Raw genomic sequence first — 11,982 nt, 5'->3', positions numbered from 1 at the left:
CACAAACCGGGAGAGTTCTTGGACCTCACCGGGACGGAGACACCATGTCGGATGTTTCCTCCCGGTTTCAAGAGCGTTGCAGGATCACCACCGATGCAACGGCCTCCTCCATGCCGATGACGCCACCGCCGTTCTCGGCCAGGGCGATCTCCGCGCCCTTGACCTGACGTGCGCCGGCCTCGCCGCGGAGCTGGGTCGCAAGCTCTGCCAGCATCGAGAGGCCGGTGGCGCCGACCGGATGGCCTTTGGAAACGAGCCCGCCCGAGGTGTTCACCGGCAACTTGCCGCCCGGCCCTGTAGCGCCCGACTCGATGAACTTGCCGCCCTCGCCCTCGGGGCAGAAGCGCAGCATCTCGCACTGGTAGATCTCGCAGAAGCTGGTGGCGTCGTGGACCTCGGCAACGTCGATGTCCGCGGGGCCGAGGCCCGCCATCTTGTAAGCCTTGTCGGCTGCGGCGCGCGTCAGGCCCGGCTGATCGAGTTCGCGATACATGCCGCCGGAGAACCCCACGCCGGCGATGCGCACGGCGCGCTCCTGAACCGCCTTGGGCAGCTTCTCAAGATACTCCTTGGAGCAGAGCAAGGCCGCCGCCGCGCCATCGCCGATCGGCGCGCACATCGCACGGGTCAGCGGAAACGATACCGGCCGGTCTTCCATCACCGACTGCGGCGTCATCTGGAAGCGATACTGCGCCTTCTCGTTCAGCGCGCCGTAATTGTGATTCTTGGCAGCACCGACAGCGATCTGCGCCTGCGTCGTGCCGTACTTCCACATGTGCCACTTGGCCTGCATGGCATAGGTGTCCATGAAGATGGTGCGGTCATCACCCGGCGTGAACGCCGAGCCGACCATCTTGCCGACCCGGTTCATCTCCTCGACCAGCCGGTCATGCTGGCTGGTGATATAGCCCTGATTGAAGAGGCCGGCGGTGCGCTCCGGCGCCTCGGGGCTGAAGAGCTTCTCGACGCCAATGCAGAACGAAAGTTCATGCGTGCCGGCCAGCACGTCCTTCCAGGCGCCCATGAAGGCGGTCGAGGCGGTGGCACAGGCATTCTCGACGTTGAACATCGGCACCCGCTCGGGGAACAGCCCCTCCTCCACCAGCGGCTGGAACAGCGCCTGGCCGCGGATCGAGTTCTGCCCCCAGAAGCCCATGCCGCAATTGCCCAGCCAGCCCGATTCGATATCCGCGCCGGTCTTCATGCCGGCATCCGACAGTGTGCCCAGATAGGCCTCGCGGGCGAGGTCACCGAAGCTCAGGCCGGGGTGTTTCTTGAAGACGGTGGTGTAGGCGCCGATCACATAGACGTCGCGCATGGCGGGGTTTCCTCGGGCTGGCTGCAGGTTGGCTTTCCTGCCATTTGAGCGTATCCAAATGGTTCCCGCTAGGAGAACCGACATGGCCGTTCAGGCCCAGGCAAAAGCCCCCAACGTCGACGCTACCATCGCCGAGCTGAAGCAGCTTTTCGGCGACCGGGTCAGCACCGCGCATGCCGTGCGCGAGCAGCATGGCAAGGATATTTCGTATCACGAAGCGCACCTGCCCGACGCCGTGGTCTTCGCCGAGTCTGCCGAAGAGGTCCAGCAGATCGTGCAGCTCTGCGCCCGCCTCAAGACGCCGATCATTCCCTTCGGCACCGGCACCTCGCTTGAGGGCCATATCAGTGCACCCAACGGCGGCATCTCGCTCGATGTTAGCCGCATGAACAAGGTGCTGGCCGTGAACGAGGCCGACCTCGACGTGGTCGTGCAGCCCGGCGTCACGCGCAAGCAACTCAACGAATATATCCGCGATACCGGTCTCTTCTTTCCGATCGACCCCGGCGCCGACGCCTCGATTGGCGGCATGACCAGCACCCGCGCCTCCGGCACCAACGCCGTGCGCTACGGCACGATGCGCGAGAACGTGCTGTCGCTGCAGGTCGTGACGGCGGACGGCCGCCTGATGCGGCTGGGTCGCCGCTCGCGCAAGTCGAGCGCGGGCTACGACCTCGTGAAGCTGTTCATAGGTTCGGAAGGTACCCTCGGCGTCATCACCGAGATCACGCTGCGTCTCTACGGCATCCCCGAGTCGATGGTCGCGGCAACGTGCGCCTTCGACAGCCTCGAAGGCGCGGTCAACACCGTCATCCAGACCATCCAGTCCGGCATCCCGGTGGCGCGCATCGAGCTGATGGATACCGAGACGGTCGATACCGTGAACAGCTATTCCAAGCTCAGCCTGCCGTCCAAGAACCTGCTTCTGCTGGAGTTCCACGGCACCGAGGCCGGCACCAAGGAGCAGGCCGAGATGGTGCAGGCGCTCGCCGCTGAAAATGGCGGCGGCGGCTTCGCCTGGACCAGCCAAGCCGAGGAGCGCAGCAGGATGTGGCAGGCTCGCCACGACGCGGCCTGGGCTGCGAAGGCCGCCAAACCCGGCTGGGGCATGTGGGCGACCGATGTATGCGTGCCGATCTCGCGCCTCGCCGAGTGCATCCTCGAAACACAGAAGGACATCGTCGCGAACGGCATCTACGCGCCCATCGTGGGCCATGTCGGCGACGGTAACTTCCATCTCACCATGATGGTGAACCCTGACGATCCGACTTATCTGCCCAAGGCCGAAGCCCTCAACGACCGCATGATCGCCCGCGCTTTGGCGCTCGGCGGCACCTGCACCGGCGAGCACGGCGTCGGCATGGGCAAGATCAAGTTCCTGTACGAGGAGCACGGCGAGGCCGTGTCGCTGATGCGCTCGATCAAGAAGGCACTCGACCCGGACAACATCATGAACCCCGGCAAGATCATCGGGCCGATCAACTGACCTTCACGACATGCCGGATCTGAAAGCCGCCCAAGAGCTCGGCGCAGCGTTGGGCGATCGTCTCGCCTGACGCTCCCGAGGCTCGGACCTCGGCGAGCGTGCCGTAGGTCGGATCGTTGCGCACCGTCACCTCGGCCTCCACGCCCTCGGCCTTGAGCGGCGCCAGGGCTGCGTCGAATGCCCTCTGCGCGGCGTCGAGCCTCAGCGCCGGCTTGAAGATCTTGCCGACGCCGGTCACGGGCATCGCCGGTATCGGGACGACCTGCACGGGAACGGCAGCACGTTCGGCGATCTCCTTGCGACAGAACTCCCGCAGCTCTTCGGGCGTCGCCTGCTTGCCGGGCCGCAATTGCACGAAAGCCATGGGCAGTTCGCCGGCATAGGCGTCCGGCAACCCGACCGCGGCCGCCGTCTCGACGGCCGGATGACGGGTCAGCGCCTCCTCGATCACCACGGGATCAATGTTGTGGCCGCCACGGATGATCAGGTCCTTCGAGCGTCCGGTGAGCCACAGATAGCCATCGGCATCGAGCCGGCCGAGATCGCCCGAGTCGAGCCAGCCGTCCGCCAGCAGGGCGCCCTCGTTGTGGCGCGGATTGAGGTAACCCGGCGTCACCTGCGGCCCCCGCATCAGCACGTGGCCGATCTCGCCCAGGCCGCAGTCGCGATGGATCGAACCGTCTGGACCGACATCGGCCACGCGCACCTCGAGGTACGGCAGCCGCAAACCCACCGACCCGGCACGACGCTCGCCATGCGCCGGATTCATCGTCGAATAGCAGTGCACCTCGGTCATGCCGTAGCCCTCGACCACCGGGATGCCGAACTCCTGCTCGATCCGCCGGATCAGCTCGACCGGCACGGTCGAGCCGCCGCTGACGAAGCCCTTCAATGTACTCAGGTCGTGGCCCTGACGGGTGACATTCATGATGGCGGCCAGTGTCGTTGGCACCGCGCCGCCCAGCGTCACCTTGTGGCGTTCGACGATGCTCCAATAGTCGCGCACCACGTTGGGGTTGCGCGCCCCAAGCGGCGTGGGGACCACGATGGTCCACCCGCTCGCGATCCCCGACAGCGCACCGAAGATCGAACCGCCGACATGGAATTGCGGCAGGGGATTGAGCAGAACCGAGCCCGGGGCCAGACCGAAAGGCAGCGCATTGGTCCACGCCGCCAGCGTCAGCGCGCCGTGGGTATGCTGAGCGAGCTTCGGCAGACCTGTCGTGCCGCCAGTATGGAAGAGCGCTGCAACAGTCTCATGTCCGAGCTTCTTGGGCGCCACCAGCCGATCGCCAGGTTGCTGCGCACAGGCCGCCTCAAACTCGACGACGCCGGACATAGGCGCACTTGCCTGACCACCGACCCGGAAGACTTTCAGATCCGGCAGGGCGGTGCGAATAGCCTCCACCTTCGGCCAGATGTCGGGAAAGATCGAGGCATCGACCGCAATCAGCGCTTTGGAACGCGCTTCCTTCATGATGCCCGCGATCTGCGAAGCGTCGAGGAAGTAGTTCACGGGATTGGCAACGGCGCCCACTTCCGCGCCCCAGAGCGCAAAAAAGGTCTCGGGCACCGACGGCATCAGCAGCGTCACGGTATCGTCGGGACCGATGCCGTGGGCATGCAGGAGGTTCGCCGTCTGCAGCACCGAGGACATCAACTCGCCATACGTGACGTCACGCACCGCATCATCGGGTCCGGTTCCGGCCAGATAGCGGATCGCGACCTGGGGCTTGTATGCCGTTGTCGCGTGCTGCAACAGGTCCAGCATGCTCTCGTGCTTCACACGCTCAGCCACCGGCATCTTCTCGATTTCGACGACATCCGCCTGCGTACGAAACTTCATGGACGTTTCCTGCTTTGATTTATCGTTTGAGCCGATATCAGCAGAGCAGGAAGCCCCTGTCATCAGAGGCACGTTCCAACAAAAAAAAGGGCCGGCGATTGCCGGCCCTTCTTCCTTGACGGTAGCGCAGGCTTACTTGGCGGCCTGCACCATGATCTCGACCTTGAGGCCGGGCGCCGCGAGCTTGGCCTCGACGGTGGCGCGGGCGGGCGCATTGCCGGGCGACACCCAGGCGTCCCACACTTCGTTCATCTGGCTCCAGGTGGAGATGTCCGTCAGCCAGATGTTGGCCGACAGGATCTTCGACTTGTCGGAGCCGGCCTCGGCCAGGAACTTGTCGATCTTGTCGAGGATCTGCTTCGTCTGGCCCTTCACGTCGGCCTTGGCATCGTCGGCGGTGAGGCCGGCGAGATAGACCGTATCGCCGTGGACCACCGCGCTGCTCATGCGCGGGCCAGCATTGATTCGCTTGACGCTCATTTCCTTCTCCTCCGTAAAATCGGCGGCGACCTTAGCAGACTAGATCGCCGCGACGACCATGATTTCTATTTTCATCTTCGGATCAGTCAGCTTGGCCTGAACCGTCGCGCGAGCCGGCGTCTGGCCGGGCACGACCCAGGCATCCCATACGGCATTCATGGCGGCGAAGTCGGAAATGTCAGCCAGCCAGATCACGGCGCTCAGGATCTTCATCTTGTCGCTGCCACCCTTAGCCAGCAACGAATCGATCTCCGCCAGCGTCTGCTCCACCTGACTGGTGATGTCGCGCGACGTGTCTTCAGGGATCATGCCCGAGCAATGGATACGATTGCCTTTGACGACCGCCTCGCTCATGCGCGGGCCGGGATCGATGCGCTTCAGGGTCATCATGAACGCTCGCGAATGTCGGAAAACTTGATCTTGGGGGAGCGCTCGGCGATGTAGCCCAGCTCCCAGGCGTTGCGCGCCAGGAAGACCGGCACACCATCGCGGTCCTCGGACATGCCGCCGCGATTGGCCGACATGAAGGCTTCGAGATCGGCCTTCGTCTCGGCCGAGATCCAGCGCGCCGTCTCAAAGGGCGCCGGTTCGAGATCGATCTTCACCTGGTATTCGGCCTCGACGCGGGTCTTGAGCACGTCGAGCTGCAGCTCGCCCACCACGCCCACGATATGGTCGCCGCCGATCACGCGCCGGAACACCTGGGTCACGCCCTCTTCCGCGAGGTCATCGAGCGCGCGCTTGAGCTGTTTGGACTTCATCGGGTCTTCGAGCCGCACGCGGCGCAGGATTTCCGGCGCGAAGTTCGGGATGCCGACGATCTTGATCGTCTCGCCCTCGGTCAGCGTATCGCCGACGCGCAGCACGCCGTGGTTGGGCACGCCGATGATGTCGCCAGGCCACGCCTCGTCGACGATCTCGCGCTCGCGGGCGAAAAACAGGATTGGCGAATTGACCGACAGCGTCTTGCCCGTGCCCATCTGGGTCAGCTTCATGCCGCGGCGGAACTTGCCGCTGCACAGCCGCAGGAAGGCGATGCGGTCGCGGTGGTTGGGGTCCATGTTGGCCTGGACCTTGAACACGAAGCCCGAGACCTTGGGTTCGGTCGGCTCGATGGGCCGCGGCTCGGCGGGCTGCGGCCGCGGCGGCGGCGCCCAGGCCGCCAGCGCATCGAGCAGCTCGCGCACCCCGAAATTGTTGTAGGCGCTGCCGAAGAACACCGGCGTCAGATGGCCGCCACGATAGGACTCGATGTCGAATGACGGATAGCCGGCACGTACCAGCTCCACGTCTTCGGCGAGCTTGGCGTACAGTTCGGCCGGCAGCGACTTCGCCAGGGCCGGATCTTCGATACCTTTATAGGCAACCGACTGGCCGATGCGCTCGCGATCGGCGGCGTCGAAGATCAGCATACGGTCGTTGGCAAGATCGTAGGTGCCCTTGAAATTCTGGCCGGAACCGGCCGGCCAGCTCATCGGCGTCACGTCGAGCGCCAGGGTCGAGGCGATCTCGTCGAGCAGCTCGATGGGATCCTTGCTCTCGCGATCCATCTTGTTGATGAAGGTCACGATCGGCACGTCGCGCAGGCGGCAGATCTCGAACAGCTTGCGCGTGCGCGCCTCGATGCCCTTGGCCGCGTCGATCACCATGACGGCCGAGTCGACCGCCGTCAGGGTACGATAGGTGTCCTCGCTGAAGTCCTCGTGGCCCGGCGTGTCGAGCAGGTTGAAGACCGCGCCGCCATACTCGAAGTGCATCACCGACGTGGTGACCGAGATGCCGCGCTGCTGCTCGATCTTCATCCAGTCGGAGCGCGCCCGGCGGGCCTCGCCACGCGCCTTGACCGCGCCCGCGACGTGGATGGCGCCGCCGAACAGCAGCAGCTTCTCGGTCAGCGTGGTCTTGCCGGCATCGGGATGGGAGATGATCGCGAACGTGCGCCGCAAGCCGGCAGGGTGGCCGGCAAGGCGGGCGTCGAGATCGTGAGAAACGGCGGAATCGGGCACTTCTGGGGGACCTTCGGGGGGTGCGTGGGGGTACCCGACACCCCCTGCCCCGTCAACCCGCGCTCTTCAGCTCCTCGCGCAGCATTTCCAGCTCCAGCCACTCGGTTTCGGCGGCGTCGAGTTCGGCCTGGGCGGCGCCGAGACGGGCGGTCTTGGCGGCGAAGCCCTTGGGATCGCGCGTGTAGAGCGCAGGATCGGCCAAGGCCTCGCCGAGGGCCGCCATCTCGGCATGCAGCGCGTCCATCTTCTTCGGCAGCTCGGCCAGCGCCCGTTCCCGCTTGTAGCCCAGACGCTGCTTGGCAGGCGTCGCTTCGCGCGGCGCAGAAGTCGCCTTCTCGCGGCGCGGCGGAGGTGCAGCCGTCGGCGTTTCGCGCGGGCCGCGCTGCAGGAGATAGTCGCTGTAGCCGCCGGCATATTCGATGGCGGTGCCGTCGCCTTCCAGAGCGATGGTCGACGTCACCAGCCGGTCGAGGAAGTCGCGGTCGTGGCTCACCAGAAGGACAGTGCCGTCATAGTCCGCCAGCGCCTCCTGCAAGAGGTCGAGCGTGTCGGCGTCGAGGTCGTTCGTGGGCTCGTCGAGGACGATCAGGTTCGAGGGCGCGGCCAGCGCCTTGGCGAGCAGCAGGCGGTTACGCTCGCCACCCGACAGCGTACGCACCGGCTGACGCGCCTGCTCGTCGCGAAACAGATACTCGCGCAGATAGGTCATGACATGCCGTTGCTGGCCGCGCACCAGCACATGGTCGTTGCGATCCGCCAGGATCTCCCAGGGCGTCTTCTCGGGATCGAGCGCGGTGCGGCGCTGATCGATCACCACGGGCATCAAGTTGGCGCCGAGCTTTACGGAGCCGGTGTCGGGCTCCAGCTCGCCGATCAGCATGCGCAGCAGCGTCGTCTTGCCCGCGCCATTGGGACCGATCAGACCAATGCGGTCGCGTCGGAAGATGCGCGTCGAGAACTCGCGCACGACGGTCTTGTCGCCCCAGCTCTTGGAGATGTTGCGCGCCGTGATGGCGAGCGCGCCCGACTGTTCGGCCGCGCCCGTCTCGATGACGGCACGACCGACCGGGCCGATCTGCTGGCGTCGTTGCTTGCGCAGCTCGCCAAGCGCCCGCAGCCGGCCCTCGTTGCGCGTGCGGCGGGCGCGGATGCTCTTGCCGGCCCATTCGGTCTCACGCTCGATCAGACGGTCGAGCTTGTGCCGCTCCGTCGCCTCGCGCTCGAGGATGTCGTTCGACCAGGCTTCGAACTCGGCATAGCCGCGGTCGAGGCGGCGCACGATGCCGCGGTCGAGCCAGAGCACTGCACGCGCCAGGTTGGTGAGGAAGCGCCGGTCATGACTCACCAGCACATAGGCGCCCTTCCAGGCGGCCAACGTGGCTTCGAGCCATTCGATGGTCGGCAGGTCGAGATGGTTGGTCGGCTCGTCGAGCAGCAGCACATCCGGCTCGGCGACCAGCGCACGTGCCAACGCCGCGCGGCGGGCTTCGCCGCCCGACAGTTCGGAGGGAGCACGAGCACCATCGAGCTTGAGCTCGTCGAGCAGCGCAGCCACGCGATAGTCCGAAGGCCCGAGCGAATCGGCGAGCGCCGAGGTCACGTAATCCGCCACGGTCTCGTGGCCGGTGAAATCCGGCTCCTGCGGCAGGGTCGCAACGACGGCGCCCGGCTGGGCGAAACGCGTGCCTGAATCGGCAATCGGCTCGCCCGCCAGGATGCGCAGCAGGGTCGACTTGCCGGCACCGTTGCGGCCGATCAGCGACAGGCGCTCGCCGGGCGCAATCGAAAGCTCGACGCCGTCGAGGATCGTCTGATCGCCCAGCCGGTAACGGATGTCCTGGAGTGCGAGAAGGGGCGGTTCGGCCATGAAGGTCGGTCTCTTGCCGGATGCCGACCGAGTGGGCAAGGGCCAGCGGCAGCGGTAGGATCACGCATGCTGCGGGTCGTGGGGGAGCCAAGACGTATCGACCGCGCCATCAAACGCCTACAAGGCGCGTTGAAAGGCGTCCCTGCGCGCGGCGTGCGCCTCACCTGGCGTGGCGGGGAACTCCGCACCGCCATCCACTGGACCCGCGACGATTCCTTCTGGTGGGCGTTCGAACCACGCCGGGCACGCGACGGCATCTCCGCACGGCATGCGCTGCTTCTCGGCTATGCGCCCAACCCGCCGACCAAACGCGAGAGCATCACCTGCGAGATCAACTTGCCGCGCGCCGGCACCGACCGGAAAGTGGCGGGGATTGTCGTCGCAGACGCCAACGGCGCGCTCTATCTCGCCCATTCCGGCCGCATGGGCGGGGCCCGGTCCGGCCAACGCAAGGCGGGCTTCCGCGACTTTCTCGCCGACGGCGTATGGCGCAAGGTGACCTGGCCCGACGGAGAGGAGTCGGAAGCGTTGATCGTGGCACCTCTCGAAAGCCCGCGGCTGACCCGACTGCTCGGTCAATTCGTCGATTCGGTGCGCCGCTTCAAGGCAGGAGGACCGGCCAGGCCCCGGTCCGGCCTTTGCGTCGAACCGATGCGGGTCGAATCGGCCGTGACGGCCTGTGACCGCAGGCTGGTCGACGCGGCATTGCATGAGGAACTTGCCAAGCGTGGCCTGTTCGGCGGGGCCCACGATCTCTTCTCGCTGCGCGGTGTGCGGCCGCAGCCGCTGTTTGCCCTGGTGGCCGACGGCCGGGCCGACGAGCTCGCGCTCGCCGTGGGCTCGTTATCGCTTGCCTCCGCGCGCAACGGGCCCGATATCAGACCCATCCTGATCGTGCCGGCCTCGCTGGCCGACAGCGATGCAGCCCTCGACGCGCTTCCCTTCGCCTGCGTGCGCTTCCGCTGGCGCGGCGCACGGGCCGTGTTCGATGGATTGGACGACGCGCTGGAAGGATGACGAGCCGATGGCGATGGGCCTCACGACCGGACTTTGGGTCAGCGCGCAGGTGCGGCTGTGCGATCGCGCCTTCATCCCTGCGGCCGTCGTGCGGCGCGGCGATCCCGATGCCGGCACGGTGCTCCTCAAGATCAACCGTTTCGAGGCCGGCGTGACGGTCTACACGCAAGCCAGCACCATGGATGACGAGCCGGCCTGGAGTCGCGGCACCGGGCCGACGCCGGTCTCCGAGCCCGACGCCGACGCCTACATCGCGCGCCAGGTGGCCCGCGATCCCGACCTCTGGGTCCTCGAGATCGAAGACCGCAAAGGCGAGTACAAGATCGACGGAAAGGTCGTCTGAAGCTGCCGCCTACTGCGGCGGCAGCACCGTCGTGGGATCGACCGTCTTGCCGGAACGGCGAACCTCGAAGTGCAACTGCGGCTCGGCCGTACCGCCGGAATTTCCGACCTTGGCGATCGCCTGGCCCTTCTTCACGGTGTCGCCCTTCTTGACCAGCAACGACTCGTTGTTGCCGTAGGCAGTGATGTACCCGCCGGAGTGCTCGACCAGCAGCAGGTTGCCCATCTTGGCGACCTCGTTGCCGGCATAGACGACCTTGCCATTGTCGGCCGCCTTTACCGTCGCGCCCTTCGCCGCGGCGATGTCGATGCCGTCGTTCTTCTGGCCACCCGACGTGCCGTACTTCGAGACGATCTTGCCGTTGACCGGCCAGACCATGCGCGCCGGCGGAGTCGCGGGCACGGTGACGGACCGCGCCGCCGGTGCAAGCGGTGTCGGCTCTCCGGCCGGTGCCGCCGACCGCGGCGCCTCGCTTTGTCCCGGCGCGGCCAAGGCTTCGCGCTTGACCGGGCCCGGCGCGCTGGGATTGGCCGCAGCGGTCTGGGTCGTGGCGGCGGCGGCAGTGCCGACATTGTCGGCCACGAACCGCGCACCCGGCATCTGCAGGGTCTGACCTGCCTTGAGCGTGTAAGGCTGCTTGAGATCGTTGCGGTCGATGATCGTCTGGGTCGACACGCCGTAGCGCTGCGAGAGGCTCTCGACCGTGTCCTTGTCCTTCACGACATAGACCGGAACGGCATTGGGGCCGGCCGCTGAGCCGGGATACTCCATGGTGCCCTCACGGGCGCCCATGACGGTATTGCAAGCGCCGAGCGCGACCGACAGCACCGCCATTGTACCCAGCGTGCGCAACCAGCCGGCCCATCGCGAGGGGAAGCGAGGGGCTCTTTTCATGAATCCATTTTACTGCATCACGATTCCGGCGGGAATCGGGCCAAAGACGATTTTTGGCCGCGTTATCCCTGCCCCAAAACAGGCAAAGGACCCGTGACGAGGGGCACGAAGCGCACCGGCATCAGCGTATCGCGTTGCAGGCCGCGCTCGCTTTTCACGATTCGCTCGACGACCTGGGCGGTGGGATCGCGCCCCACCGGGACGATCAGGATGCCGCCGACGGCGAGCTGGTCGATCAAGGCCTGCGGCCTCTCTTCGGCCGCGGCGGTGACGATGATGCGATCGAACGGCGCCTGGCCGGGCCAACCCTTGCTGCCATCGTTGATATCGACCACGACATTGTAGATGCCGAGATCGAGCAGCAGCCGCTCTGCTTCCTTCGACAGAGGCTTGAAGCGCTCGATCGAATAGACCCGTCGCGCCAGCTTGGCGAGCACGGCGGCCTGATAGCCCGAGCCGGTACCGATCTCGAGGACCTTCATGCGCGGCCCGACCCGCAACGCCTCAGTCATGGCAGCCACCACAAGCGGCTGGCTGATCGTCTGGCCGAAGGCAATGGGCAGCGCCGTATTCTCCCAGGCCCGCTCGGCAAAGGTAGGCGATACGAAACGCTCGCGATTGACCGCGGCGATTGCTGCCAGAACGTTTTCGTCCGAAATGCCGGAGTTGCGCAACTCGGCAATCAGGCGCTGCATGGCCGGGACGTTCACGGCGCCCGTCTCGCC

At 66.1% G+C, this 11,982-nt stretch carries 11 protein-coding genes; 3 read left to right on the top strand and 8 right to left on the bottom strand.

The window, feature by feature from the left end:
- Positions 1-67: 67 nt before the first annotated feature.
- Positions 68-1,318, bottom strand: a complete 1,251-nt coding sequence (locus tag BN60_RS02535) for a thiolase family protein (RefSeq protein ID WP_020694409.1) — start codon at positions 1,316-1,318, stop codon at positions 68-70.
- 82 nt (positions 1,319-1,400) lie between these two features.
- Between BN60_RS02535 and BN60_RS02530 the strand changes: the two genes are divergently transcribed.
- Positions 1,401-2,804, top strand: a complete 1,404-nt coding sequence (locus tag BN60_RS02530) for an FAD-binding oxidoreductase (protein WP_020694408.1) — start codon at positions 1,401-1,403, stop codon at positions 2,802-2,804.
- Here BN60_RS02530 and BN60_RS02525 read toward each other — a convergent pair.
- From BN60_RS02525 to BN60_RS02505, 5 genes are all read right to left on the bottom strand, one after another.
- Positions 2,797-4,650: an acyl-CoA synthetase gene (locus BN60_RS02525; protein WP_020694407.1), complete on the bottom strand. Its 1,854-nt coding sequence runs from the start codon at positions 4,648-4,650 to the stop codon at positions 2,797-2,799. The genes BN60_RS02530 and BN60_RS02525 overlap by 8 nt on opposite strands.
- Before the next feature lie 132 nt (positions 4,651-4,782).
- Positions 4,783-5,130, bottom strand: a complete 348-nt coding sequence (locus tag BN60_RS02520) for a RidA family protein (protein WP_020694406.1) — start codon at positions 5,128-5,130, stop codon at positions 4,783-4,785.
- A 39-nt stretch (positions 5,131-5,169) separates the two neighbouring features.
- Positions 5,170-5,517, bottom strand: coding sequence for a RidA family protein (locus BN60_RS02515; protein ID WP_043284595.1), 348 nt, complete (start codon positions 5,515-5,517; stop codon positions 5,170-5,172).
- Positions 5,517-7,136 (bottom strand): peptide chain release factor 3, encoded by a 1,620-nt coding sequence (locus tag BN60_RS02510; RefSeq protein ID WP_020694404.1) that lies wholly within the window; start codon positions 7,134-7,136, stop codon positions 5,517-5,519. The genes BN60_RS02515 and BN60_RS02510 overlap by 1 nt, the downstream gene beginning before the upstream one ends.
- 52 nt (positions 7,137-7,188) lie before the next feature.
- Positions 7,189-9,003 carry an ABC-F family ATP-binding cassette domain-containing protein gene (locus tag BN60_RS02505; RefSeq protein WP_020694403.1) on the bottom strand — a complete coding sequence of 605 codons (1,815 nt, stop codon included), beginning with the start codon at positions 9,001-9,003 and terminating at the stop codon, positions 7,189-7,191.
- Positions 9,004-9,069: 66 nt separating this feature from the next.
- Between BN60_RS02505 and BN60_RS02500 the strand changes: the two genes are divergently transcribed.
- Together BN60_RS02500 and BN60_RS02495 are read left to right on the top strand one after the other, a co-directional pair.
- Positions 9,070-10,020 carry a hypothetical protein gene (locus BN60_RS02500; protein ID WP_020694402.1) on the top strand — a complete coding sequence of 317 codons (951 nt, stop codon included), beginning with the start codon at positions 9,070-9,072 and terminating at the stop codon, positions 10,018-10,020.
- The gene (locus BN60_RS02495) at positions 9,992-10,363 is read left to right on the top strand and encodes a DUF1491 family protein (RefSeq protein ID WP_020694401.1); all 372 of its coding nucleotides are present in this window, start codon (positions 9,992-9,994) and stop codon (positions 10,361-10,363) included. Before BN60_RS02500 ends, BN60_RS02495 begins: the two co-directional genes overlap by 29 nt.
- Before the next feature lie 9 nt (positions 10,364-10,372).
- On the opposite strand, the gene BN60_RS02490 is transcribed toward BN60_RS02495, so the two are convergent.
- Together BN60_RS02490 and BN60_RS02485 are read right to left on the bottom strand one after the other, a co-directional pair.
- Positions 10,373-11,257, bottom strand: a complete 885-nt coding sequence (locus tag BN60_RS02490) for a M23 family metallopeptidase (protein WP_083855921.1) — start codon at positions 11,255-11,257, stop codon at positions 10,373-10,375.
- A gap of 62 nt (positions 11,258-11,319) precedes the next feature.
- Positions 11,320-11,967: a protein-L-isoaspartate(D-aspartate) O-methyltransferase gene (locus BN60_RS02485; RefSeq protein ID WP_020694399.1), complete on the bottom strand. Its 648-nt coding sequence runs from the start codon at positions 11,965-11,967 to the stop codon at positions 11,320-11,322.
- Between the last annotated feature and the right edge of the window lie 15 nt (positions 11,968-11,982).

This window comes from Reyranella massiliensis 521 (genome assembly GCF_000312425.1).
In the GTDB taxonomy this organism is placed as follows: domain Bacteria; phylum Pseudomonadota; class Alphaproteobacteria; order Reyranellales; family Reyranellaceae; genus Reyranella; species Reyranella massiliensis.
The sequence above is the reverse complement of the archived record's forward strand: the minus strand, read 5'-3'. Positions and strand labels throughout refer to the sequence as shown.

Excerpts from the sequence above, each read along its gene's own strand:
- BN60_RS02535 (WP_020694409.1), bottom strand. The coding sequence starts at position 1,318 with ATGCGCGACGTCTATGTGATCGGCGCCTACACCACCGTCTTCAAGAAA.
- BN60_RS02500 (WP_020694402.1), top strand. The coding sequence starts at position 9,070 with ATGCTGCGGGTCGTGGGGGAGCCAAGACGTATCGACCGCGCCATCAAA.
- BN60_RS02525 (WP_020694407.1), bottom strand. The coding sequence starts at position 4,650 with ATGAAGTTTCGTACGCAGGCGGATGTCGTCGAAATCGAGAAGATGCCG.
- BN60_RS02515 (WP_043284595.1), bottom strand. The coding sequence starts at position 5,517 with ATGACCCTGAAGCGCATCGATCCCGGCCCGCGCATGAGCGAGGCGGTC.
- BN60_RS02505 (WP_020694403.1), bottom strand. The coding sequence starts at position 9,003 with ATGGCCGAACCGCCCCTTCTCGCACTCCAGGACATCCGTTACCGGCTG.
- BN60_RS02530 (WP_020694408.1), top strand. The coding sequence starts at position 1,401 with ATGGCCGTTCAGGCCCAGGCAAAAGCCCCCAACGTCGACGCTACCATC.
- BN60_RS02495 (WP_020694401.1), top strand. The coding sequence starts at position 9,992 with ATGGATTGGACGACGCGCTGGAAGGATGACGAGCCGATGGCGATGGGC.
- BN60_RS02520 (WP_020694406.1), bottom strand. The coding sequence starts at position 5,130 with ATGAGCGTCAAGCGAATCAATGCTGGCCCGCGCATGAGCAGCGCGGTG.
- BN60_RS02490 (WP_083855921.1), bottom strand. The coding sequence starts at position 11,257 with ATGAAAAGAGCCCCTCGCTTCCCCTCGCGATGGGCCGGCTGGTTGCGC.